This is a genomic window from Flavobacterium lipolyticum, from assembly GCF_020905335.1.
Classification (GTDB): Bacteria; Bacteroidota; Bacteroidia; order Flavobacteriales; family Flavobacteriaceae; genus Flavobacterium; species Flavobacterium lipolyticum.
In genome coordinates, this window is record NZ_JAJJMN010000001.1 from 1,966,205 (window position 1) to 1,988,187 (window position 21,983).

At 36.0% G+C, this 21,983-nt stretch carries 21 protein-coding genes; 1 reads left to right on the forward strand and 20 read right to left on the reverse strand.

The annotated features are described in order from the left end of the window. Nucleotide 1 precedes the first annotated feature (1 nt). The 18 genes from LNQ34_RS08690 to flxA all read right to left on the reverse strand — a co-directional run bounded on the left by LNQ34_RS08690 (nucleotide 2) and on the right by flxA (nucleotide 16,157). Entirely contained in the window at nucleotides 2-619 is a 618-nt protein-coding gene (locus LNQ34_RS08690) for a beta-ketoacyl-[acyl-carrier-protein] synthase family protein (protein ID WP_229999278.1), read from the reverse strand. Between the two features lie 171 nt (nucleotides 620-790). Then, nucleotides 791-1,591, reverse strand: coding sequence for a DUF5984 family protein (locus tag LNQ34_RS08695; RefSeq protein WP_229999280.1), 801 nt, complete (start codon nucleotides 1,589-1,591; stop codon nucleotides 791-793). A 165-nt stretch (nucleotides 1,592-1,756) separates the two neighbouring features. Next, nucleotides 1,757-2,896, reverse strand: a complete 1,140-nt coding sequence (locus tag LNQ34_RS08700; RefSeq protein ID WP_229999282.1) for a beta-ketoacyl-[acyl-carrier-protein] synthase family protein — start codon at nucleotides 2,894-2,896, stop codon at nucleotides 1,757-1,759. 100 nt (nucleotides 2,897-2,996) lie between these two features. Continuing rightward, nucleotides 2,997-3,446 (reverse strand): acyl-CoA thioesterase, encoded by a 450-nt coding sequence (locus tag LNQ34_RS08705; RefSeq protein WP_017496905.1) that lies wholly within the window; start codon nucleotides 3,444-3,446, stop codon nucleotides 2,997-2,999. Then, a complete protein-coding gene (locus LNQ34_RS08710) occupies nucleotides 3,421-4,710 on the reverse strand; it encodes an ABC transporter permease (protein WP_229999284.1) in 1,290 nt (429 codons plus the stop codon). The genes LNQ34_RS08705 and LNQ34_RS08710 overlap by 26 nt, the downstream gene beginning before the upstream one ends. Next, nucleotides 4,700-5,452, reverse strand: coding sequence for an ABC transporter ATP-binding protein (locus LNQ34_RS08715; protein WP_017496907.1), 753 nt, complete (start codon nucleotides 5,450-5,452; stop codon nucleotides 4,700-4,702). Before LNQ34_RS08715 ends, LNQ34_RS08710 begins: the two co-directional genes overlap by 11 nt. A 7-nt stretch (nucleotides 5,453-5,459) precedes the next feature. Continuing rightward, the gene (gene darH, locus LNQ34_RS08720; protein ID WP_070906181.1) at nucleotides 5,460-6,458 is read right to left on the reverse strand and encodes a BtrH-related acyltransferase DarH; all 999 of its coding nucleotides are present in this window, start codon (nucleotides 6,456-6,458) and stop codon (nucleotides 5,460-5,462) included. Continuing rightward, a complete protein-coding gene (gene DarG, locus LNQ34_RS08725; RefSeq protein ID WP_202700964.1) occupies nucleotides 6,458-6,862 on the reverse strand; it encodes a flexirubin biosynthesis protein DarG in 405 nt (134 codons plus the stop codon). The genes darH and DarG overlap by 1 nt, the downstream gene beginning before the upstream one ends. 23 nt (nucleotides 6,863-6,885) lie before the next feature. Next, nucleotides 6,886-7,350, reverse strand: coding sequence for a hotdog family protein (locus tag LNQ34_RS08730; protein ID WP_202700965.1), 465 nt, complete (start codon nucleotides 7,348-7,350; stop codon nucleotides 6,886-6,888). Nucleotides 7,351-7,361: 11 nt separating this feature from the next. Further along, nucleotides 7,362-7,793: a hotdog family protein gene (locus LNQ34_RS08735; protein ID WP_229999286.1), complete on the reverse strand. Its 432-nt coding sequence runs from the start codon at nucleotides 7,791-7,793 to the stop codon at nucleotides 7,362-7,364. Next, the gene (gene darB, locus LNQ34_RS08740) at nucleotides 7,793-8,926 is read right to left on the reverse strand and encodes a dialkylresorcinol biosynthesis protein DarB (protein ID WP_202700967.1); all 1,134 of its coding nucleotides are present in this window, start codon (nucleotides 8,924-8,926) and stop codon (nucleotides 7,793-7,795) included. The genes LNQ34_RS08735 and darB overlap by 1 nt, the downstream gene beginning before the upstream one ends. Nucleotides 8,927-8,942: 16 nt before the next feature. After that, complete coding sequence (locus LNQ34_RS08745; RefSeq protein ID WP_229999288.1) at nucleotides 8,943-9,845, reverse strand: dialkylrecorsinol condensing enzyme DarA; 903 nt, start codon at nucleotides 9,843-9,845, stop codon at nucleotides 8,943-8,945. 205 nt (nucleotides 9,846-10,050) lie between these two features. After that, on the reverse strand, nucleotides 10,051-10,929 hold the full coding sequence (locus LNQ34_RS08750) for a lysophospholipid acyltransferase family protein (RefSeq protein WP_202700969.1): 879 nt from the start codon (nucleotides 10,927-10,929) through the stop codon (nucleotides 10,051-10,053). Continuing rightward, complete coding sequence (locus LNQ34_RS08755) at nucleotides 10,929-11,183, reverse strand: acyl carrier protein (RefSeq protein ID WP_202700970.1); 255 nt, start codon at nucleotides 11,181-11,183, stop codon at nucleotides 10,929-10,931. Before LNQ34_RS08755 ends, LNQ34_RS08750 begins: the two co-directional genes overlap by 1 nt. Then, the gene (locus LNQ34_RS08760) at nucleotides 11,176-12,411 is read right to left on the reverse strand and encodes a beta-ketoacyl-[acyl-carrier-protein] synthase family protein (protein ID WP_229999290.1); all 1,236 of its coding nucleotides are present in this window, start codon (nucleotides 12,409-12,411) and stop codon (nucleotides 11,176-11,178) included. The genes LNQ34_RS08755 and LNQ34_RS08760 overlap by 8 nt, the downstream gene beginning before the upstream one ends. Before the next feature lie 134 nt (nucleotides 12,412-12,545). Then, the gene (flxB, locus tag LNQ34_RS08765) at nucleotides 12,546-13,277 is read right to left on the reverse strand and encodes a flexirubin biosynthesis SDR family reductase FlxB (protein ID WP_017496917.1); all 732 of its coding nucleotides are present in this window, start codon (nucleotides 13,275-13,277) and stop codon (nucleotides 12,546-12,548) included. A gap of 84 nt (nucleotides 13,278-13,361) precedes the next feature. Beyond that, on the reverse strand, nucleotides 13,362-14,597 hold the full coding sequence (locus LNQ34_RS08770) for a WG repeat-containing protein (RefSeq protein ID WP_229999292.1): 1,236 nt from the start codon (nucleotides 14,595-14,597) through the stop codon (nucleotides 13,362-13,364). A 39-nt stretch (nucleotides 14,598-14,636) separates the two neighbouring features. Continuing rightward, nucleotides 14,637-16,157 (reverse strand): flexirubin biosynthesis tyrosine ammonia-lyase FlxA, encoded by a 1,521-nt coding sequence (gene flxA / locus LNQ34_RS08775; RefSeq protein ID WP_202700976.1) that lies wholly within the window; start codon nucleotides 16,155-16,157, stop codon nucleotides 14,637-14,639. A gap of 101 nt (nucleotides 16,158-16,258) precedes the next feature. Here flxA and LNQ34_RS08780 point away from each other — a divergent pair, with 101 nt between their 5' ends. Then, nucleotides 16,259-17,509 (forward strand): NAD(P)/FAD-dependent oxidoreductase, encoded by a 1,251-nt coding sequence (locus LNQ34_RS08780; protein ID WP_229999294.1) that lies wholly within the window; start codon nucleotides 16,259-16,261, stop codon nucleotides 17,507-17,509. 347 nt (nucleotides 17,510-17,856) lie between these two features. Here LNQ34_RS08780 and LNQ34_RS08785 read toward each other — a convergent pair whose 3' ends face one another. Together LNQ34_RS08785 and LNQ34_RS08790 are read right to left on the reverse strand one after the other, a co-directional pair. Next, nucleotides 17,857-18,462: a hypothetical protein gene (locus LNQ34_RS08785; RefSeq protein WP_229999296.1), complete on the reverse strand. Its 606-nt coding sequence runs from the start codon at nucleotides 18,460-18,462 to the stop codon at nucleotides 17,857-17,859. 596 nt (nucleotides 18,463-19,058) lie between these two features. Further along, entirely contained in the window at nucleotides 19,059-21,905 is a 2,847-nt protein-coding gene (locus LNQ34_RS08790) for a T9SS type A sorting domain-containing protein (protein ID WP_229999298.1), read from the reverse strand. Between the last annotated feature and the right edge of the window lie 78 nt (nucleotides 21,906-21,983).

Below are 21,983 nucleotides of genomic sequence, written 5' to 3' on the forward strand. Positions count from 1 at the left end.
ATTATTTATTGTATAATGTATTGATAGTTTCGTTGTTATATTTTGTGCTTTCTTCCTTGCTAATGGTGCAAAGAAAAGCCTTGTAATCGTCGTTGAAAAATTCTACCCAGCCACAAAGAACCCTGTCGGCTTTATTTGTATTCAGAAGAATAGTAGAATAATTGGACATAAATTCGGTGTTAAAGGCATCAAATATAAAGAAAGAATTTTCACTTTTCAGCTGATGGCGGATACTTATTTCGCCCAGACAAATATTTGGCAGAGTATAAACAAAAACTGCCGGACTTGGGAAGTAGTTTTCTTTGTCGGAAATAGATTCCTGATACTTAACATCGGTATCTAAACTTGAGGATTTGTTGGCCAGAACCAAGGCAATATTGTTTTCTTTTTCATCAGAAGTTATCGGACTCAAAAGCAATTCAGCTCCTAAAAAAGCAAGCTTGCTCAAAGCATCCATTTTGAAAAACTTTGGGTATTGCAGGTCAAAATTGCGATAAGCCTGTTTTGAGAAATCACCAAAATTCGTCGGTTCAATTTTGAATACCGAAGTCCCGTTCAAAACAATTTCGTTGTTTTCAATGGTGCAATAGGATTGTATGTTAGTTTTGTTTGGATTCATTGTTTTAATTTAACACTAATTGCACAAATTAGCACGAATTGATTTTGGGGTTAAATTACACTAATTAATCTGTGAAAATTAGTGCAATTCGCGGTTAATCATTTTTTACCTTTTCAAATATCACCGCCGTATTACAACCTCCGAATCCGGAAGCTGTTTTTAGGGAATATATTATCCTATTTCTTTTACTATGCTATTATATGTTTGTTCAATATCTGTCCAATTTGTTTTATTAACTGATTCTTGTTTTAGCATTTTGAATGCATTCCAAAAATCTTCTTTTCTTTCTTGATGTTCTTCAACTAACCTTTTTTTATCAATATGTATATTTTTAAAATCTTTAGATAATGCTAATTCAATTTGGTTGTCCATTTTATTAAAAAAATCTTCTCCGAACAATTTAATTTCATTCACAAAATCATGGTAGTTCATTTCGCAGAAGCCATCTTTCACTGTCCATAAACTTATACCATTTTCTAAAGTATATTCAGCTTCCCAAATAATTTTTATTTGATCATTTTTTCTGAAGAAAAATAAATTCGGACCACCAATTAAGTGTGCTGAATCTAATGTTCTCTCATTAATCCACGAAAGTAATTTATAATATTCATCAAAATAAAAATCAGTATTCTCATTTTCATCTGTATCATGAATACTAAACCAATTTTCTGATTCAGTTTTAAACTTTTCTAAATCTTCAGTTAAAGAGTAAAATTTTTCAGGAATGCTTTCATTTATTTTTCCAAAAAGGTTAGTAAAATCCTCAATGAATCTGACCAAATAATACTCATTATATGATGTTGATTTATTTCCAAAATAATAAATTGCTTCATCAGAATACTCGTAAATTATCTCATTTTCGAAATCAAGCCATAACTCTCCATCTGTTAGCCAAAACCAACTTAAACGTTGATTTGGTTCTTGACCAATAGGAACTATTTCATCAATATATTTTAATTTGAAATTTATCATTTTTAGAATTTAGATATAAATGACAATCATTTTTTTTCGATTTTCTATGAATTTTAAATATTGAACTTGTAAATTTTCTTTACAAGTTGGATCTTGAACTCTCAAGATTTCCTTGTTAGTTGGACTTTACTTTTGAACTGTTCGGAATTTCCGAATAGTTCAAATTTATTTTACTTTCTCAAAAACAATCGCCGTATTACAACCTCCAAATCCGGAAGCTGTTTTCAGGAAAAAATCAATTGTCTTTTCTTCCTTTTTCTCAATAACATTTATTGGTTCGCTAACCCCAATTTCATCAAAACCTTTTGATTCAAAAAGCTTATTTTGATTGGCAGATTCAATGGCAATTACGGTTTCTAACAATCCCGAAGCGCCTAAGGTATGACCGTAAAATCCTTTCAGACTATTGACAGGAACATTTTGCAGACCTAAACGGTTTAGGGCAATGGCTTCCATTTCGTCGTTGAAAGGCGTTGCGGTTCCGTGTGCTGAAATATAATCGATTTTTGCAGCTTCAATTTGAGCTTCTTTCAAAGCATTTTGAATACTTCTGAACAAACCTTCACCGGTTCTCGATGGACCCGAAATATGATTGGCATCGTTTATCGAACTGTCTCCGATAACTTTTATTTTGGCATTTGCAGTTTCGGCGGTAACTAACACTGCGGCTGTCGCTTCTCCCAAACTTACACCGGTTCTGTTTTTAGAATACGGTTTGCATGGTAAATCGCTCATAGCCTGAAATGCATTAAAACCGGACAAAACAAATTCTGAAACTTCGTCACCCGCCACAACAAAAGCATGGTCATAAAGACCTGACTGAATCATTCTTTTGGCAACAGAAATGGCTAAAATTCCGGATACACAGGCATTCGAAACCACAATGGGCGGTGTTTGAAATCCGAAAAAAACGGCAACATTTTTTGCCAAAACATCTAAATGTGCATTAGTAAAACTGTCAACAGAATCATTTTTTAAAGCCGTTACATTTCCTTTGGTTGTCGAAAGGATAAAGGCTGCTTTGGAATTTAGTTCAACTCCCGAGTTTTTGATAATCGGTTCTAAAGCCAAAATCATCATTTTCTCTAAACGGGAGTATTTTGTTTCTGTACTTATTTTTGCGAAGGCACTGTTTATTTTTTCATCAGAAATAATAGAAGCATAAAATGAATTGGGCATTAAAGAAATATCATTTTGAATCTGAATACCGGAATCTCCTCGAAGAATTGCTTCAACGTTTGATTCGACATCAAAACCTAATGATGTGATGCAGTTGGTTTGCGTGATGTATATTTCTCTTAACATTTTATGATTTTAATTTCGTGAAATTTTTGCTCGCAGATTTGGCAGATTGAGCAGATTCCGATTTTAATTTTTTCTAATTCGTGAATTCGTGGCTAAAACTTTACTTTAATAACCCCACTTTTCGTTTCCATTCTTCGTAAAAAGGAGGATTGGTCAGCATTAGATTTCCTTCCTGATCTAAAAAAACCTGAACGGTTTCTCCGGTGCAGGCCACTTCACCTTTATCGTCCAGTATTCTGAAACGATAGATCATTTTGGCAGCGGGTGTGTCAATTACCGTAGTTTCTATGGTTACCACATCGCCATAACGCAAAGACAATTTGTGTTCGCATTTTGATTTTACGATTGGGGTGGTGTAGCCTGTTTTGGCAATGTCCAAATAAGTAAGTCCGTGTTGTCGACCAAAAGCTTCACGTCCGTCTTCAAAATAGGTGATATAATTGCCGTGCCACACGATTCCAAGCGGATCCGTTTCGTTAAAACGAATTCTGATTTCATGTGAAACGGTTAGTTCGGTTGCTTCGTTAAACTGTTCTTTTCTTTTTGTCATAGAATAATGCAATGGATGTTGTGATAATAAAGAACAAAAATAACAAACTTATTTTTGGGATGATTTCAAGGAAAGATACGTTGCGAAGTAAAACATCATAGAAAGCTTCTAATCCCCAGTTCATAGGTGATGATTTAGCAATAAGCTGCATGATGCCGGGCATTGCAAAAACGGGAACCCAGATTCCGCCAATCGCTGCCAGGATAATAACACTTGTTGCACCAAAAGGAGCCGATTGTTCCTGCGTGCTTGCGACCGTTCCCAATAAAATTCCGAAACCAATAGCCGCGAAACCTGAAAATAAGGCTACAACACTCATTAAAAATAAATGGCCTTCAATATTTAAAGAAGGTAAACCAATATGTGGAAACAAAAAGACTGCGACCGCCACCATCATGTAAAACTGTATCATACAAATGACAGAGTAGGTGATGGTTTTACCAATTATAACCACAATATTAGAAACCGGATTGGTCAATAAACGAACAAAGGTTCCCTGTGATTTTTCTTTTACAATATTGATAGATAAAGGAATTACAATAAAGAATATAGCAAAAAGGGTCCAGGCCGGAACATTATGCTGCACGGAGTTTGGACGCACTTCTTTGTTGTTTATTTTTGGAATAATTTCTTTAAAGGTGATGAAACTTTTTTGTTCAAATTCGGCATTTCCTTCTCCCAGCTGATTTTGAAAAGTGGTATAAATAGACTTGGTTTCGATCTGTGAAATCATCTTATCGATGGAACTCATCACGGCATTCTTGAAGCTCATTTGAACCGCAGGATCAAAATACAATTTAACTTCTTTTTCTTTAATTACTTTCGGTTTTTTGGCTTGAGCCGAAGTATCTGTTTCTGTTAGCCCCATTTTGCTCACAATGTTTTCGACATTCTGATCAATTTTGGTTTGCAGATCAACACTTAGTTTTTCCGGAATTACAATGGCCAGCTGAAACTTTCCTTTGTAAACGGCTTCCCTGGCAATTTCTTCCGTAATGGGTTTATGATCAATTTGTGTGACCACACTAAAAAGCTGACTTTTCTCCAGATTATCAAAAACGGTTTTAGACACTGAACCTTTATCGTTATCAACCAGTAAAATCTGAATTTTGGTATCGCTAACGGTTTTGAAAGTACTGTCCTGAATCAAGGTTACGGTAATCACCAAAACCAAAGGCATGATGAATAAAATGATCAAACCGCCCAGATCTCGTTTGAGCAGGAGAAATTCTTTTACGACCGACATCCAAATTTTATATACCATCTCTAAAGTCTTTACCGGTTAATGAAATAAAAACTTCTTCAAGATTACGAGCTTCTTCAGTAGAAGCAATTAGGCTCGAAGGTGTACCTTGGGCATAAATTCTGCCGCGGTCTAAAATGGCAATATGAGTACAGAAATCTTCCGCTTCTGCTAAATGGTGTGAGGTATAGATAATGGTGGTTCCGTTTTGATTTAAGAATTTTAAATAGTCTATGATGGCATTTTTCGATTGAACGTCAACACCCACGGTTGGTTCGTCTAAAAACAAAACTTTGGGATTGTGTAAAATTCCGGCAATCAAATTGACTCTGCGCTTCATACCGCCTGAGAAAGTCTCAATACGCTTGTCGGCAAATTTTAATAATCCTAAAAGATCTAAGGTTTCAATGACCTTGTCTTTTAGATAATTGCCTTTTAGTCCGTACATGCTTCCAAAATAATGTAAATTTTCCCGGGCTGTTAGGGTAGGGTATAAAGCATACTCCTGAGGGACAACGCCAATTATTTTTTTGATTTTGGAGGAATGATGGGTATAATTCAGACTATCAATAGTGAAATGTCCTGAAGTTGGTTTGATCAGTCCGCAAAGCATGGAGATTAAAGTGGTTTTTCCGGCACCATTAGGCCCCAATAACCCAAAAATCTGACCTTGATTAATCTCCAGCGAAACATCGTTCAAAGAATACAGATCTGCATTTTTGTACTTTTTCGAAAGGGATTCTATTTTTATTATGGATTGCAAAATATTCTTAGCTAATAGCTTTTTTTAGTTTTTTGAAAAAGATTTCTTCACGATTGGCAATGTCCAGTAGTTCATCGGCAATTGTATTGTAGGCATCTTCTTTGGCGCTTCTGTTTTTGTAAATTCTTGAGGCTTCAACGGCAAAATCACGCCATGAATCACCGATTTGTGTCATCTCTTTTGAAAGGGATTTTAATTCTTCATTGTTCAGAATAACTGAAGCTTCCTGTAAAAAAGCGGCATAAATAAATCGGAAACCTCCGCCTCCTGTACCTATTTCTTCCTGCATACGAACCATTTGTGCCAAATAGTGATTGGCTTTTTTAGTACCGTGTTTTACAGGCCATTTTCGGATTTGTTTGGAAACAAATTTGATTCCGCGGACACCCACAATAGGCATTGGTGCCAACATATCGCGGCAGGTATTTTTGATTCCTTTTATAATGGCGCTTTTTAAATCAACGTCCTTCGGAATTTGAATCGGATAGTACATTTGTCCTCTTGGTGCAAAAGCTCCTTTGGCAAAACGGACCTTGTCCAGTTCGTCATGTGTCAGGGTGGTAACGGTTTCCATTACAGGATCACTCACCAGATAATCGGTTTCGGTTTTTCCGTAAACCACTAAATTGTGTGCGTTAAAATGAAAGCGGTATTCATCAGGGAAATAACTCAAATGGTACACGCCAACTTGTAATCCGGTTGGAATATTATTTTTTAAATTTTCATCTAAGGCCTTGTTGGCATTTATTACAGAGGAAAATTTTTGTCTTTTTATTTTTAAGTTTAAACGGCTCGCCAGTTTGTTAAAAATCTGTCCAGGCAAAGTTCTGTAACTAATGGCCGGAGCGTGATTGACTTTTATAAACGGCAGGTATACGAAGAAAAGTCCGGAGCCAATACCAAAAACCATTGGTTCACTGATATTCAGTCCGTTGTTTTTTAACAAATTCGAAGCTACTCCATTTTCGCAATGAGCAGATTGATGATGTGTAAAATTAGTTTGCATTACGCGGTTTTAATATTTTTTAATTCAGCTATTGAAATTTCAAAAGCATCGGCATATTTCTGTAAAGTAGTGTTGCTCAATTGGGCAAAAACAGAGGGTTTAAAATGTCTTTTTACACGCCATTTCCACATTCCAACATAACTGGAAAGAATGGTGAGATCCATTTTATTAAGTTCCATATAATAACAAATCGGACTTACTTCACCTATTTCTACCTGTTGTTTTGCTTCGGCAATTCGTTCGTTTATGTCATCGATCGAATTGGATAGTGCAATGGTTTTAGGTTCCCAACCAGTACTTAAAGTTGTGGTATAGTCACCATTTTCATCGGTGGCGTAAAGCAGTTCTTTGAGATTATTTTTGGTTAAATTGCCGTTGTCTTGTGGTACTTTTTCTTTTTCCATGGCCTTTATATTTTCGGGAGAAGTTATGAAATAGCCGAAATCGTTTGTTGGATGAACAGATTAATTTCGCATTCTAAAAGTATTTTGTCATCAACTAAACTTTCGCAACTCATGGTGCATAAAGTATAATCGTCACCCGCAAATTTTGAAACTAAATTTGCTTTGGTAATAATGGTGTCATTAACTTTTGGCAGCGCATGTATTTTCAGATTCTTTATGGCGCTGATGAAACCAATTACATTTACGTTTTCATTTTCTGTCCCGTCATCGTCAAAAAAATATTTTTTGCCTACAATTGAGGAACAGGTTTGTGCGGTGTTTTCGATGAGTCCGGCTTCAATAAAAATGTTGTTGTCAACAAAAATATTGTCTTCACGGATCAAAAAGGTGGTTTCTACAAAACTGGAATTTATATCCAAAATTAAATCCACCATAAGCAGTGGCGCTCGGTGGGGCAGATAGTTTTGTATGTCGACTCCGGTTTTCATTCCTATTTATATTATTTGGCTAAAACGGTCTTCATTTGTCCGTTCGCAATTTCTTCATTATTCAGATACGTTACGATGTCTACCAGAGTAATTCCGGCAAACTCCTGTAAAATAGTTATGGTCGATTGAATTGAGTCGTTGACTTTGGGTAACTTTTTTATTTCAATTTCTTTGATCGATCCAATGTAGCCTGTTGGGGCTGTTTCGTTTTTTAGGAAAAATTGATAACCTGTGTGCAAAGCCACAGATTGCGCCATATGCTCGATTAAACCCGCTTCTAAAAAGGTATCGTTGTCGGAAAAAATATTATCGTTTTCAATTTTTAATCCCGCAACCAATGAGGTCTCAGTAAACGAATACATTTTATCAACCATAACAAAAGGAAACTTTTGAGGCAATAAATTTTCGACAGCGTTTTTTTCTAAAAGTAAAGTGGTTTCCATTAGCAAACAGTTAAATAAGCATACGCAAAAGAGAATCTTCCGCTTTCCGGAACAGATAATAAAATACGTTCTCCTTTTTTCAAATTTCCTGAATTCATTAATTCTTCCAAAGCTAAGTAAATAGAGGCAGAGCCAACATTTCCAACTCTTGAAAGATTCATGAACCATTTTTCATCGGCCATACCGATTCCTTTTTCATTCAGTCCTTTTTTTAGTCCTTCCACAAAAAAGTTTGAAGAAACGTGAGGGATAAAATAATCGACATGATCTGATGTGATCTTGTTTTTATCCATAGCATCTTTCATACTTTCTGCTCCTTTGGAAAGAATAAACTCGTCCAGTAATTTCACATCTTGTTTGATGGCAAAAACCGATTCGTTTAACCATTGTTCCGGTGCATAATCGCTCCAGGCTTTGATCTCACCATTTTCTAATTTATCACCACCGGCATACATACAGGTTTCTAATTCGTAAGCATACGAAAAGGCTTCCATCCACTCAATTTTTAAAGAGATCGCTCCTTTTGGTTGATTTTCTAATAAAAACGCTCCTGCACCATCAGATAACATCCAGCGTAAAAAATCTTTTTTGAAGGCAATGATGGGCTGTTCTTCCAGATTTTTCAAATTAGCCGCTTCGTGGTTGTACATTTGGGCATTGAGCCAGGTCGAAACTTTTTCAGATCCCGTACAAATGGCATTTTTAGAGTTTCCGGATTTTACAGACAGGAAACCAAATTTTAAAGAATTCATACCTGCACAGCAAACTCCTGTTGAAGAATTTAGTTCTACAGATTTGTTTTTCAATAAACCATGTACCATCGCAGCATGCGAAGGAAGGAAGATATCAGGTGTTGAGGTTCCGCAGGAAAGGACTTCAAGATCCAGTGCTGTAAAGTTTTCATCAAACAATTGCAGAATTGCATTTCGGGTTAACTCGGCGTTGTTATGCGTGCTTTTCCCGGACTTATCTATTGCGTAATAACGAGTTGTGATTTTATTATTGCGCAAAATAATACGTCTTGCTTTAGAGGCAGCATCATTAATGAGGCCTAAATAACTTTCCATCTCATCATTAGAAATGGCTTCATTTGGCAAATACTTTGCGGCTTTGGTAATATATACTTCAAACATAATCTAATTTCGTCTTCTAAACTCCTTGATAATATTGAGTTTCTCTTTTTATGGTATTTAACTTAAAGGGGTAGGTAATAAGGTGCAATATATACACTATTGGCGAGATTAACCATATTGCAAGGAATAAATAAACATTAAATACTTTAAGAAGTGTTTTTCTGTTTTTTTGATTTTTATAAATCAGATTCGACCACTTATTAAAGATTTTATTTGCCGTTTTATCAACGGTGACCAAATAAGGGCTAATTTTAACAGCATCAATGGCAACTAATTTGGGCTGTAAGTTCTGTAATTGATTTTGTTTAAATTCAGAAAGTATCGTTTCTCCAAATTTATCGGACTCCAGTATGTCTTTTTCTGATACTCCCGGCAGTGGAAAAATACCAAGATATTTTTTCTTTACGCCCGAAAACATCCATTCTACAATCGTAATTACACTGATTAAATTTCCAACACGATCTACTAAAGCAACATTTCCAACAAGCTGAGCATTGGCTTCTTTTAGTAAAACTTTGATTTTTTCCTGTGCCATAATCCACATATTACGAGAGCCGCTTATGGTGATAACAGGTGTGTTGTTTAATATTTTTTTGGCTTCGGCACTTTTTAGAAAAGAGTTAATCGGAATAGAAGGGGACAAATACCAAACCTGATAGTGAAACAATACCAGATCGTATTTAGTGTTTAGAATTTCTTCCGGAACCGGTTTTAGTTCGGTTGGAATTTGCAGAAATGATTCCGGGAAAGCATCGAAAAAAGAGTCTTTATCCCATGGAAAAGGAAAAGTTTTCTGCAGTTGTATTTCGTGAAAAGTTACATTGATCTCCCCTGAATTCAGGAAGGGTTTTGCAATATTTCGTGCAATTGTTCCCAGTTGTCCAGACTGCGTATAATAAATTATGAGAACATTTTTCATTGTGGTATACTTGCTTTTGGTTGCGAACAAAAATAGGTAAATTTATTTAAACGAATTTTCTTGTTTAAATGAATTGTTTTTGGGCCACAGATTTTTGTTGGGTTTTTTAATCTCGCAAAGGTACAGAGACGCAAAGTTTTAATTTGAAATGACAAAACGGAGTAAAAACTTTGCGACTTCGCGTCTCTGCGAGATTTTTTAAGTTTTATTTCAGATTATTCCAGAAATCGAAATAATTGAACCATTGCAGCGGATATTTTTGCAGAATAGTCTCAACGCTTTGTACATATTCTTTCAGCAATCCTTTTTCATCACGATGTTTCGAGGCAGCTTCTCTGGCGTACAAATGATAATGTAAGTTAGGTTCTTTCATTACATAAACAAAAACAACAGGAACTTTTAATCGTGAAGCAATTAAAAACGGACCCGCAGGAAAATTGGCTTCCTTACCCAATAGGTTTTCCGAAAGAGATTTGGTGCCTTCAAAGTAACGATCGCCGGTAAAACAAACCAGTTCGTTATTGGTTAAAGCAGCATTGATCTCAAAAATATGAGACAAATCGTCTTTAATAATGATAAATTTTACGGTAGGTTTTTGGGTAACGCTTTCCAGGTAGTTTTTTATAGCAGAATGTTCCAAATCGGTAGTAACCAGATTGATTTGAAAATTAAGATCAATATCACCCAGGAAATGTTCGGCAATTTCGAAATTTCCAACATGAGCACTAATTAAAACACCTCCTTTTTTCTCGGCCAAGAGTTTTTTCAGTACCTCAATTCCGTCAAATTCATAAGTGAATCTGTTTCGCATTCCTGCCGAAATGGAAATTTTATCAATGATCGTCTGTCCAAAAGTATAGTAACTTTTGAAGACCATTTTTTTAGATTTGAACCAGGAATATTGAAGCCTTTCTTTAAAGTAATAGAAAATGGCTTTGTTGCTTTTTTTTAAAAACAAAAAGTAATATGAAGCAACAAAATAAAGCAGGACATAAGCAGCCTTAATACCCGCTTTTTGTATTAAAAAAACGAATATTCTATAGCCTAAAACTGTTCCCTTTGATTTGCCATCCCATTGACTCATTAAACAGCTTTAGCTTTTAGTTTGGTTTCAATAAGGTCATAAAAATTCTGAAAAGTAGCAATTCCAACAAAATCAGCTTCTACCAGTTTCACACCAAAGTTAGATTCGATCGAGACTACTAAATCTACATAATCTAAACTATCTAATCCAAGTGTCTCTTTTAAATTAGCATCCGGTTCGATATCATCATTGTCTACTTCAAATTCATCAACCAAAAAACCATTAATTTTTGCTATAATCTCTTCTTTATTCATCGCTCAATTTAAACTTTTTAACCACCAACGCAGAGTTGGTTCCTCCGAATCCGAAGGAATTGGACAAAAATATGTCAAATTTTTTGTTTAAAGTAGTTTTGACCAAATTTAATTTAGCAGCATCTTCGTCAGGATTTTCTAAATTGATGTTTGGAGCAATGAAATCGTGCTGCATCATTAAGATAGAGTAGATTACTTCGCTTGCTCCTGCCATCCAGCATTCGTGACCTGTCATCGATTTGGTAGAACTTACATAGGGATTTCTCTCTCCGAAAACTTCGAAAATGGCTTTAGCTTCATTTCCGTCTCCAACAGGAGTTGAGGTTGCATGAGCATTTATATAATCAACATCCGCTGCTTTTAGCTGTGCATCGTCAAGTGCTCGTTGCATGGCTATAGACGGCCCTTCAACATTAGGCGTCGAGATGTGTCCGCCGTTTGAAGAGAATCCGTAACCCGCAACTTCGGCAATGATGGTTGCGCCTCTGGCAATAGCCGATTCATAGCTCTCCAGAATTAATGTTGCACCACCACCACTCGGAATTAATCCGTCGCGGTCTTTGTCGAACGGACGGGAAGCTTTTTCCGGTTCGCTTTCTCTGGCCGAAAAAACACCCAAACCATCAAAACTGCTCATCGCATATTTATTGATTTCCTGTGCGCCTCCACAGATGATAACGTCCTGAAATCCGCTTTTGATTAAAAAATAAGCGAGTCCTATAGAGTGTGATCCGCTGGCACAGGCTGCACTTACAGTAAGATTGATACCGCGAAGTTTAAAAATCGTCGATAAATTCATGGTTACCGTTGAATTCATCGATTTAAAAATAGCACCTGAACCTATTAAAGCGGTGTCTTTTTTATCTCTGACAATATCAGTAGCTTCAATAACAGCTTTTGATACACTGTCATTTCCGTACATAATTCCCACTTCGCGTTCTTCAAAAAAGGCATCATCTATATTCGCATTTTTCAATGCTTCGATTGTTGCCATATAAGCATACTCGGTCTCTTCACCAATGCTCATTCGCTGTCTGCGGGTCAATAAATTTTTTAAATCAGCCTTCGGAACCATTCCCGTCAGGGCCGATTGGAAACCAAATTCTTTTCTTTCAGAATCAAACTGAATACCTGATTTTCCCTGGTATAAAGATTCCTTTACTTCATCTAAAGAAGTTCCGATACAAGAATAAATTCCCATTCCAGTAATTACAACTCTTTTATTCATGGTGGTATTTCAAAGTATTTTCTATCCTAAGTGTATTTTTTGAAGTTTTTTTAATAAAACTTTGCGACTCTGCGTCTTTGTGAGCAATTTTTGACGTTTAAAAAACTTAAAACAATCTCACAAACATAGGATTATTAAGAATATATTCCTCCATTTATATTGATAATCTCTCCTGTAATGTAACTTGATTTTTTTGAAATCAAAAAGCTTACCAAATCTGCAACTTCCTCAGCTTCTCCAAAACGGTTTACCGGAATCAGCTTTAATAATTCTTTTTCATCCAGTTCACTGGTCATGTCCGTTTTAATAAAACCGGGTGCAACAGCATTTACAGTAATATTTCGTTTGGCAACTTCCTGAGCCAGTGCTTTGGTTGCTGCGACAATTGCGCCTTTTGCTGCCGAATAATTCGTTTGTCCGGCTGTTCCTTTCACTCCTGAAACGGAAACCATATTAACAATTCGGCCGTATTTATTGCGTAGCATTTTTTGAATAAAAAACTGCGTAACATTAAAAAAACCATTCAAACTGGTGTTTACTACACCATTCCAGTCTTCGGGACTCATCCACATAAAAAGACCGTCTTTTGTAATTCCGGCATTGTTTACAATTGCTTCTACAATTGCTTCCGGATTAGCTTCCTGCCATTGTGTTAATGTTTTTTGTACATCTTCAAAATTGGAAACATCAAAACCTAAAATTTCTCCCGTTGCTCCTAGTTTTTGTATTTCCTGAAGGGTTACTTCAGCAGCTGTTTTATTCGAGTGATAGTTAATCAGGATATGATAATTTGCATCAACGGCTAATTTTTTACAAATAGCACTTCCAATTCCTCGTGAACCGCCAGTTACTAATACACATTTCATATTCAGAATTTATTTTTATTTGTTCGATATAAAATCACTTTTTGATTAGCAATTTCATATGCAAAACGTATAGGTTAATAGGTTTTATTTCTTCTTTTTGGCTACCGGTTTTTTGGTAGTTTTTGTCTCTGACTTTTCAGTCGTTTTCATTTCTGCTTTTGGTTTCTCTGCCGCGATTTCTGCTGTGCTGATTCTTTCTTTTGATTGTGAAAACAGTTCAGCATTTTCAAACCATTGGTTGCCTAATACAGTTCCGTCTGGTTTTAAGAATCCCCATTTTCCTTCATTTTTTACTCGGGCCAGACCATCGATAAAGCCTTTGTCTTGTTTTACGAACAGCGCAATAACAAAACCATTTGCTGTAATATTGTATTGGGTTGGAATAACTAATTTTCCGGTTTGATTGATGAATCCCCAGTTTTTTTCTTTTACCGGAGCCAGTCCGTCAGCACTAAAAACTTCGGCATCGCTGTAGGTAGGTTCGATTACAAATTCAGCTTTCGGATTGATATACCCCCATTTTGAACCTACGCAAACCGGAGCTAAACTTTTTGAAAACGCTTTCACCTTGTCATAAATTGGAGTAATTACCCAATTTCCTTTTAAGTCAATGAATCCAATTTTGCCATTTTTCTTGGCGTATGTAAGATCCTGCGTGTCAAAATCCCAGATTTTTTCAGCTCCGTCAACAGGAATAAAACTTCCTGAACTAACGATTCCAAAGGTTTTATCTTTTCTTGCCCAGCTTGTGTTCTTGAAATAATTTCCTATTTCTTCATACGCAGGCTCGATCATTTCTTTACCGGAAGTATTAATAATTCCCCATTTTTTATTGTTTTCAACTCTGGCAAAACCGTTTTCAAAAGATTTGATCTGATCGTATTTTGGTTCTAAAACAACAGTCATTTTCGAATTGATTAATCCTACTTTGCCATTTTGTCGAATGAACGCTACGCCATTTTCGAAATCAAAAAGTTTGTCTGACACAGGAGCGTTCTGAACTTCTCCTTTTGTATTGATATACACCCAGTCTTTGTCTTTTTGTACGACTGCAATTCCGCTGTTGAAATCTTTAACATTTTTAAAATCTGCCGGAATTACCCAGGCTCCTTTAGCATCTATAAACCCCCATTTTCCATTATTTTCCACAGCTGCCAATCCTTCAGAAAAGCTTCTTGCGGATTTGTACTGAGGTTCAATTTTAAAATTTCCGTCTTTGGAGAGATATCCAATTTTTGAATCTTTTTTAACTAACGCCAATTCCTGACTATTAACAAATTGAATAGTGAATGCAAATAAAATAATAAGTGTCTTTTTCATGATTTTAAAGGTTCAATATTAATAATGTAAAAATAAGTATTAACTGTGAATCAGGTAATCTTTTACTTTTTGAACAAAAGGATACATCACCTGATCTTCTTTAAATTCAGGAATAATGTTTCGAACATCGTCGTACCATTTTTTGGTAACGGATGAAATTTTATCTTTTTGTCCTAAATAATCAATAGCCTGAACGATGGTGATCATTTCGATACCTAAAACTTCAAAGGAATTTTCGATTACTTTTGAAGTAATAACGGCAGCATTGGTTCCCATACTTACAATGTCCTGATTGTCGTTGTTGTTCGGGATGCTGTGAACGTACATTGGGTTAGATAACATTTGGCTTTCGGCAGTGGTTGAGGTAGCGGTAAACTGAACCCCCTGCATTCCGAAATTGAATCCTAAAGTTCCTAAGTTAACAAACGGAGGAAGGATTTCGTTGATTTTTGAATTCAGTAAATAATTCAGCTGACGTTCAGCCAACATCGTTAATTTGGTAATAACAATTTTTAGTTTATCCATTTCAAGCGAGATATAATCGCCGTGGAAATTTCCTCCGTGATAAACGTGTTTGTTTTTTACATCTATAATAGGATTGTCATTTGCCGAGTTAAATTCGTCTTCAAGAATTGAAGCGACATTGTTTATAGTTTCTAAAACCGGTCCTAAAATTTGAGGAACACAACGCAAAGAATAGTATTCCTGAACTTTTTCTTTGAAGATTTCTTCGGTGTTTTCTCCGGAATATAAGTGATCTTCTCTTTTACGGATCAAGGTACTGTCTGAAAGATTTTGTCTCATTCTTGAGGCTACTTCCTGTTGTCCTTTATGACGTTTGGTTTGGTTTAATTCTTCAGAGAAATGATCGTCGTAGGCCTGAACCAATTCGTTGATTGCGCAGGAACATTTTAAAGACCAGTCTAATAATTTTTTGGCAAGATGTACATTTACAACTCCAATTCCGGTCATTACCGAAGTTCCGTTGATTAAAGCCAGACCTTCTCTGATTTCTACCTGAATAGGTTTTAAACCTTCAATTTCGAAAACTTCAGCAGTTGGTCTTCGGTCTCCTTTATAAAAAACTTCGCCTTCGCCAATTAAAACCAAAGCTAAGTGTGATAATTGTACTAAATCTCCGCTGGCACCTACACCGCCATGCTCAAAAATAAGAGGAGTAATGTCTTTGTTGATCAGTTCTGCCATCAGGTGAATTACAGAAGGATGAACCCCTGAATTACCTAATGATAAAGTGTTTAAACGAGCCAAAATTGCTGCTTTCGCACAAACGGGGCTTAAAGGTTTTCCCGTTCCTGAAGAGTGGCTTCGGATTAAATTGTATTGTAATTGTATTTGATCAGATTCTTTAATTCTATATTGTGCCATTGGTCCGAAACCAGTGTTGACACCATATATTACTTTGTTTCCTGAAAATTCTTTTAGGAAATTGAAGCTTTCATTCACTCTGTTTAAAACAATATCGCTGATGACAACTTTATTATTTCCAAAAATAATAGACTCGAATTCTGCTAAACTTAAATATTCATTAATTGTGTTCATTAAATCGTTTTTGGTTGTGCTAATTTAATTTTATTTATCAAAATAAATGTAGTTATTTTGATGATGGCAAATGTAGGTTAATAATTGATAATAATATTAATATGATAAAGGAGTTTGTTGATGTTTTAGTCATTGGCGCAGGACCATCAGGATGTGTCTCGGCATCGTATCTTCACAAAAACAACATTAAGATAAAAGTAGTTGAAAAAACAAAATTTCCAAGACTTGTAGTAGGGGAAAGTCTTATCCCTCGAGTAATGGATCATTTTGCTAAGGCTGAGCTTTTTGAGAGTTTGGATGCGATGAATTTTGAGAAAAAACTTGGCGCTCGTTTTATCAGAGGAGAAGAAATTTGTGTTTTTGATTTCAGTAAAAAATTTGGTGAAGGCTGGGACTGGACCTGGCAGGTACCGCGAGCTGATTTTGACAACACCATGGCGCAGGAAGTGATTAGAAAAGGAATTGATCTGGAATTTGAAACAGAGGTTCTGGAGGTTTCTTTTGAGGGTAAAAACTCTAAAACAATTGTAAAAGATAAGGATGGAAACCTAAAAGAAATACACGCTAAATTCATTATTGATTCCAGTGGATACGGCCGTGTTTTACCAAGACTTTTAGACTTGGATACCCCGTCAAAACTAGATCCGCATTCTTCGATATTTACACATGTAAAAGATATTAACAGAGAAGAAGGAGAAGAGGGAACCCAAATTTCCTTTGATATTCTGGAAACCGAAGTTTGGTTATGGGTAATTCCTTTCTCCAACGGAAATACGAGTCTGGGGGTTGTAGGACCAACCGATTTTATTAATTCACTTTCAGAAAATAAAGATAATGCCGAGGCTTTAAGGAATGCGATTCAGAAATCGGATTATTATATTAAAAGATTTAAAGGAACCGAATTTTTATTTGAGCCGGTAAAATTGGAGAATTATTCAAGAGCGGTAAAAAGAATGTACGGTGATGGTTTTGCCTTAACAGGAAACAGTTCTGAATTTTTAGATCCGGTATTTTCTTCTGGAGTGGCCTTTGCAACCGAATCCGGAATGCTGGCGGCCAAATTGTACCTTAAAGAATCTCAGGGAATCGAAGTGGATTGGGAAACAGAATTCACCGGATATATGAAAAGGGGGATAGCTGTTTTTACCACATATGTACAGGAATGGTACACCGGGAATCTTCAGACTTTGTTTTTTCATCAGCCGGAAAATCCGGATGTGAAAGAAAAGATTTGTTCGGTATTGGCGGGATATGTCTGGAACGAAGAAAATCCTTTTGTGAAGAAACACGATCATGTAATTAAAAATATGGCGTATTTACTCAATATGCAAAAAGAACAAAGCCCTGAATAATCAGGGCTTTTTGTTTAGGTGATTGTTTCTATTGCAGTTATATTTCGCCCTTACAGGGCTCTAATTTATAAATAAACCTTTTATTTCTATAAATATGTTATTCCTCCGGGATATAAAAAAGGGAAGTAGTTTTTTAGTTAGAAAATTATTATTGTCTGCTCCGTCGGAGCAAAATATTTGTAATAAATAGATTTATACGGGGAAGAAAGCACCAGCGGATTGCTCCATCGGAGCAAAATATTTATAGATTCCGGAGGAGCGGCATATTTTAGGTTTTATTGTTTTTTAAAATCAATATAGGGAAATAAAGAGGAGAGCTGTCATAAAACAGCTCTCCTCTTATCGTTTTATTTATAAGCTTTTTTTGCAATAAGTTTAGACATTGATTTTGCTGTTTTGGCGAAACCTTCACCAATTCTGGTTTCGTTGCTGAAATTACTGCCCCATTGATCACCCGGAGCTTCTTCGCTTGTGATTTCTAAAAGGACATTTGATTTATTAGCAGTTTCAACAAACTTTAAGTTGGTCGTTACTTTTGCGGGTTGTTTCATAATTCCTGCATCCCAACCCGGATAGATCCATACCGCAGTCACGATTAAAGTATAAGGAGTTTTTAAATTTTCCTGAAAGTTCAAATCCTTTTTTTCTTTGGTTAAAACAATATTGGCAATTTCTAAAAATTTAGGAGTCCAGATTTGGTCTTTTGCACTAATCCATTTTTTTTCCCAGATGTTTCCGTTGCCTTTTGCCTTTTGATCTAACTCGGCTTTATGCTCCTGGACATACTGTGCTTCCGATTTTTTTTCTTTCATCATCGTAAAGTTGCTGTAATCAAATTCGGTATTGATTTCTTTTTGATCTTTTAAGAAATCAAAGTTTCCTTTTACTACTTCCATGTCCTGTGCAAAAGCTGCTCCGGAAATAATAAATAATGCAAAGATTAATTTTTTCATTTTTTGTTTTGTTTTTGGTTATTAGTGTGTTAAAAGTAATTAAAATGTTTGTATAAATATTTTTCCTGTTAAAATAAAATCATCTACACGCTAAAGTTCAAAAATGTTTTTAACGCAAAGAGCGCAGAAACATCTTATCGGTAACCAATATCAAAATGCTGTGCCCAAATTAGCATTAAAAAAGGGAACGCGGATTACACAGATTCATTTTGTGAAAACGCTGACAAAAACGGATTCATTAGGAATAAAAATTATTCTCTAACCAATAATAAAAAATCCGTGCTGATCCGTGCTTTCGTGAAACGAATCCGTGTGCTGTTTTTTTAACCGCAAAGAGCGCAAAGGTTTACGCAAGGGACGCTTATGAAAACAGATTTGTTAGGAATAAAAATTATTTTTTACCCAGTATTAAAAAATCCGTGCTGATCCGTGCTTTCGTAAAGCGAATCCGTATAATCCGCGTGTTATTTTTTAACCGCAAAACATGCAAAGGTTCTCGTATGGAAACAGATACATCAAAACAAAAAAGGAGGCGTTCACTAACGCCTCCTTTTATTTATATTAATTAAAAAATAATTTTAGGTTTAAGATCCTGTTTAATTTTTTAATATTTTGTTGGAAATCTTTTTACCATTTTCAAGTTTTACAGCTACTATGTACCAGCCGTTTTTAAGTTCGGAGAGATTGATTTTAGTTTTATTTTTCAGGGTGATAACATTTTCACCATTCATATCAAAAACATATACGACTTCAACTTTTTCTTTGGTGTCGATGCTTAGCTCTTCCTTAACGGGGTTCGGGTAGATAATCAGAGAGGAATTAAAAGTTAGATCATCATTTAGAGCAGTAGCACTGGTTGTGCTAGTGCCGGAAGTTTGATTGATATAATAATCCTGTAACTTTTGAATCCAAAAATGATCATCGGTCAGCGTAGTTCCCGGGTTTCCAATTCCATCCGTACTGGCTCCTACACCAGCTCCCATTAACACAAGTTTGGTTCCGCTACTTTTTACCTCTGCAAAGTGATTTCCAAAAGTCACTTTTTTGGTGGTGGGATTAACCTGAAGTTTAGGGTCGGCATGTTTATTCTGACTGAAATAGTTATAACGAGTCGCGTCATTTGAGAAATTTACGGTATCTCCAAAGAAAAAAGTAGAAGCAGAATCTTCGTAGTGCTGGCTGGTATTATTTAAAATTTGGAAAGGACCTGCTGTTCGTTCATTTACGGTTTCTGAACCATTGATATGTCCTACCGGGATTTGCCATAGGACAACATGTTTGCCAGAGGCTTCGTAAAGTTTTTGAACAAAATTAAGGTAATTCATCCAGTGGTCATTATTCCAGAACCAGGTATAAGAGAAGGGGTCTGCAGGGTTTCCGGTACTTCCGGCACCCATAGCATCAAGACCATATTTGTCAATAGAAATAAAGTCTGCATTATTAGACATAATTCCCATACTATTGGTGTACTGAAAAATATCTGCAGCGGTTTGTTTAATTTTGTTAAGCTGGGTAGTAAAGGTCCCGGTATCCGTTTCTCTGATAATTCCTTTTGGACCGGCTACACCAGATTTTGCCCAAAGATTAAGCTGCCATCCAAATTCCATATTCAGGTTTTCGTCTGTTCTTTTCTTGTTGAGCTCAAAATTGATTCTTTCTACCAGGGTTTTTAATGTACCGGCATTTTGGGCAATACTTGTTGCATTTACGGCTGTTGTAGTCGTTATAGGTTCGTTAAACTGCTGCATATAGCCCAGAAAATCAGGTTCTAATACCACTCCAAAAAACTCATCTCCCAGTTCCGCTTTAACCTGATTCAGAAAAAGGTTGAGATTATTGAAATAAGCCGTCATATAGGAAGGATCTTTTACGTGTGCCAGATCCAGCTCGTAAGATTCGCTTCCGTCGGGAATGTTATAAAAAACAAAGAAAGGAATAAGCCCCATTTTCAAAGAATTCCGTGCAAATTTTATAGCTCTGTCAGGCTGCCAGGTATTCCATCCGGCTATTGGTCCTCCATTGATATAGATGTATCGTACATCCATTCTGTTGTTTTTGAGCAGATTGCTATCGTCGATATTGTTGTTGTAAAAATTGACATCGTCGGTAGTGTCTTCGGATACAGATCCTACAGAAACATAATCAGGATATTTTAACACACTCCCATTGGCATTGTCTATTCTTAAACCAAGATGGTATATCGTACCATCTGAAGTGGTTATCTGAAGTCCGGATCTGCCTGTTTTTTTAGGGATAATCTTTAAAGTATTTCCGGTAATAGTATAATCAAATACAGTAGTGTTTCTTCTTTTTAATGAAGTGATAGCCTTATCGAATACGAATGTTTTAGGTATTCCATTAACCGCTTTTATTTGATTTGGAAGTGAAGCAAAGGAAATATTTTGTGTGGCAGGATTCACAATAGTAAGTTGTAAACCGGTTGTTGCTATGGTCCCATTGTTGTCTGTGACTGCTATTTGCAGTGAATTGTTTCCATAATTCTGAGGGGTCCAATTAAAGGTATAAGAATTTTGTGGATTGGTGGTCACATTAGCATTAGTTCCGGCGGTGAGATCTTTAAACAGTATGCTGCTAATGGAACTTCCGGACGAAGGCTGAATAGTAAAAGTAATGCTTATAGGCGAAAAATTAAGTTGAGTATAAGAAGTCGCGTTTGGCGGACCAGTAATCGTTATCACAGCAGGAGCAGTAATCGCAATTTTAATAGTTGTGTTGACTACAGTGCTTATTCCAATCGAATTTACAGTGGTATATCGAATGTTGTAATCCCCATAAGCGGTTGGAGTCCAGTTGTACGATATCGTGTTGCCGGATAAACTCATATTGTAAGTCGTGTAAGAAGACTCTGTTGTCTTTTTTATTTCGACCTTATTTTGTGTTGCCGAAAAACCGTACAGATTGAGTGATGCGGTGAGATTGATAGCCGATAATGTGCTTTTTATAATAATTTGCCCATCGGCGTAGGCAGGAGAAATAGCTATGGGCTTGATACACACACCAAGAAAAGTGTAAGCAGAAGACTGATCAGGAATTTCTGTTCCGGCCACCCAGTACTTGGCTTTGTAGACACCATTGTTGTATCGTATAATGTTGTTTACATTATAGTTGGGTGTTGCGCTGTTCCAATCAGAAACGGTATTGCAGGCAGTATAAGCCAGAGATGGATTATTGATAATTAATTGCTCGTCACAGCTTCCTACTGCCAACCAGACACTGCTTGATCCAGGTGTGCTGCCGGCTCCCTGAGACCAGGAATTGTTTTTGTACACTATATTATTGTAACGGACATAAGAGTTACTGGAATATTGTGTGACCGAATACCAAGCTGGAATTCCACAGGAGCTGCCTAATTGGGCTTTAGCCATAGTTGGAATAAAACAGACAAGAAAAGAGAAGAATAAAAGTTTATAATTTTTTATCATAGTAAAAACATTTAATACGTTATACATTCCGTTAATTGTGATTGTTTGAAAAAACGTATCGTTTTTGCCTCTTTAAAT